Raw genomic sequence first — 3586 nt, 5'->3', positions numbered from 1 at the left:
CTTTAATGCTTACACCCCTGTTGGCATAACTATCGAAAGCTTTATTCTGGATATCTGTAAGATAAAGCAGGTCTCCGCCGTAAGAGAATGTAAGCAGGGTAATGAGGCTGAAATTTTTAAAGGTAAAAGTGTTGGTGAAGCCGCCAAAGAAATCGGGTTGTGATTTTCCGATCACGTCACTTTTAAAGAAGCCATCATCGCCTATTTCATACATCGGGTCGCCAATGCCGAGGTAAGGTGCAAAATACCGCGCGTAGGTGAATACCTTTTTATAGTCTTCCAGCTGTTTCTGATCCTGGATGATACCTTTCATTTTGTAGCCATAGAAGAGCCCGAGGGGTTCTCCTTTCCTTACGATGGTATTACCCTGAATATAGGAGTCAACACTGCTTGCATTGGTAAAGTCGCCGTTGATATCGGTTACCTTGCTCCTGTTGCGCGAAACGTTGATGGCGCCGGTCCACTGGAATTGTTTACGTTTAATGAAATCCATGCGCAGGTCCAGTTCCAGTCCTTTGTTATCGATCGTAGCAAAATTGGAGATCACGCTGCTGTAAGAGCTGCTGGGCGCCAGTTGTGTAGCCATTAACAGGCCCGTGGTATTTTTTTCATAGTAGCCGAGCACACCGCGGAGACGGGAGCCAAACATTTCAAAGTCGAGGCCCAGGTCTTTCTGCAGGGTTGATTCCCATTTAATTTTTTCATTACCCAGTTGTGTAGGTACCAAAGCATTTGTGCCGCCATAGGAACCGGGTGTATACAAAGTATAATAGAGGTTATAGCCAAAATTTTGCGTACCGGTATAACCGCCACTGGCCCTCAGTTTCAGCTCATTGATCCAGGTGGCTTTTTTCATGAAGGGTTCTTCAGAGATACGCCATGCCACTCCACCGGAAGGGAAGTAACCTACGCGGTTATCTTTTGGAAATTTGGAGGAGGCGTCTGAACGGCCGGTGAAGGTGAACAGGTATTTTTCTTTCAATGCGTAGTTAGCGCGCATATAGAAACTGAGCAATGAGTTCTGCCCGGAGGTACCGGTAGATGGTAAGGTGACCGCCGCAGAAGAAAGATTGTTCAGGTATTTATCGTCCGGGAAACCCTGTCCGCTGGCGGAAAAGGAATTGAAGCGGTATTTCTGCCAGGAGGTACCACCCAACAGGTTTAAGCGGTTGTTTTTATTAAACTGTTTATCCCAGGTAAGGGTATTTTCGAAGAAGAGGTTCACATCTTCTGTTTGCGCCTGCGTGCCTGTGCCACCGTTGGAATCATCCACACCGTTGGGGGAAGAGATCACAGCGGTACTGGGCACATAATTAAGCTGGTGGTAGTTGTTATAATTAACAGAGAGTGTAGATCTGAATTTCAGGTCTTTCAGCACATCATAGTCGCCGGAGAGTGATCCGAGGAGAGACGATGATTTTGCTTCGTTGATACCATCCAGGAGGATCATGGGGTTTTGGTTACCCTGGTAATCGTACCCGCCTATCTGTGAGCCGAGGAAGCGGTAATAAGTGCCGTCGGGATTGCGTTCCGGCAATGTTGGCGGGGCAAAGAATGCCGCAGGATAGATCCCGTTAGTGATATTATTTTTTGTGAACCCGTAGTCGAGGTTAGTGATAATGCGGAAACGGCTGGTGATTTCGTTATCCAGGCTGATCTTGCCGGAAATACGGGAGAAATCTGTTCCCAATACAACGCCCTGCTGCTTGTTATAGCCCAGGGAAGTGTAATAACGGGAGCCGGAACCACCGCCACGAACGGAGATATCAGCATTTTGTGAAACGCCGTTACGCAGCACAAGCCCGAGCCAGTCGGTGTTAGCCGTACCAAGACTGGAAGGATTATTAATAACATTATCTGCCTTTGTGCTGGATGCCTGGCCGGCCTCCGCGCGGGCGGCATTGAGGTTTACGGCTGCTTCCGTGAGCAGGGAAAGGTAATCTTTTGCATTTAGCAGCTTTTCTTTGATGGGTGCACTTACGCCGGCATAGTAGTTGGCTTCCAGTACCGGTTTCTGGTTCAGTTTACCTTTTTTGGTAGTGATAATGATCACCCCGTTGGCTGCTTTGGAGCCATAGATGGCAGTGGCAGACGCATCTTTCAGGATATCGATGCTTTCGATATCATTGATGTTGAGCCCCGCGAGGCTGTTAAGGCCCCGGGTGAAGGAACCGCCTACCCCGTTATTAGGGTCGTCGCTTCCTGCTCTTTCAATAGGGTTTACCACTTCCGCCTGGTTCTGGATGTACCTGTTCTGGATGGTTACCTGTACGCCGTCGATGATGTAGAGGGGATCGTTACCACCGAGCAGGGAGGTACCGCCGCGGATGCGGATTTTGGCAACGCCGCCGGGGGAACCATCGGCTTGTGTTACCTGTACCCCCGCGGCTTTACCAGCGAGGGCCTGGTCGATACTCACGAAAGAAACGTTTTTTACTTCATCTACATTTACCGAGGCCACCGAGCCGGTGAGATCTTTTCTTTTAGTGCTGCCGTAACCCACTACCACATATTGGTTCAGGTCATCCACTTTGGCGCTGAGTTCCACTTCAATGGCGGATTTGCCGCCTGCATTGAATGTTTTGGATTCAAATCCTACACAGGAAATTACCAGCACCGCGCGGGAGCTGGCATTGCGGAGTACAAAGAACCCGCCCTGGTCGGTGATGGTTGCCAGGTTACTGCCTTTTACCCGGATAGTTGCGCCCGGGATAGGATTGCCTTTAGTATCCGTTATTTTACCCCGTACATCTTCCGGTGGAAGCAATTCCCCGTCAGCACTAAGTTTCGGCTGGGGAATGGCTTTCCTGGAAATAACGATGGTATTGCCTTCAATGTCGAAGCTGAGTGGCTTGTCCTGCAGCAGCTTTGTGAGCGCCACCTTTAAAGGCACATCGCGGATCTCTGCCGATACCGGGCTTACATCCGACAAATCTTTACTCCGGTAAAAGAACACATACCCCGTTTGTTGTTTAATTACACTGAATAACTGCTGGAGTGGCATTTCCCTGCAGGAAACAGTGACCGTTTGTGAAACTCCACTGGCACAAACATGTAAAGCCAGTACCGTTAATAAAACTGCGGTCATTCTCATTACTCGCCAGATTTTGGTTACATAATTGGTTCCTGGCTGAGGGAACCTGCTGCTATCAAGTGAACGAACCAGCGGCAGGGAATGCCCCTGCCTCTTGCGAACAACATTAATTTTCATACCTTAGATTGGTTTTTGGTTGACAAATGTTTTTCATCCGCCTTTGCAGGCAGTGAAAAGCTCCTCTGAATCAGGGTTAACCATTGATCAAAAACCTGGTGCGGACGCCAATCTTGACACCAGGTTTTTTTTATGGATGAACATAGATCCTCCGCGTCCGTTGGACCTCATCAATTCATAACATGATATTACTGGATAGCTATCTGTGCGGGCTTACATTCCCGCAACACTGGTTATTTGCTGACATTAGTGGTATCAGCTATGGTTGGTTATTGGTTTAACTTATGGATAAATAATGATCCGTCTTCCCTCCTCTACTTTAAAGTTGATCTTTGCCTGTGACAATACTTTAAACAGCTGTTCCTGCGTAAGACT

General features: G+C 48.3%; 1 protein-coding gene. It reads right to left on the bottom strand.

All coding sequences use genetic code 11. The features are described 5' to 3' along the window. Positions 1-3094: SusC/RagA family TonB-linked outer membrane protein (locus VN105_RS24175; protein WP_325645067.1), on the bottom strand; the 3094-nt coding region annotated here is incomplete at its 3' end. Positions 3095-3586 lie beyond the last annotated feature (492 nt).

It is taken from the genome of Chitinophaga sp. (assembly GCF_035564935.1).
In the GTDB taxonomy this organism is placed as follows: domain Bacteria; phylum Bacteroidota; class Bacteroidia; order Chitinophagales; family Chitinophagaceae; genus Chitinophaga.
The sequence above is the reverse complement of the archived record's forward strand: the minus strand, read 5'-3'. Positions and strand labels throughout refer to the sequence as shown.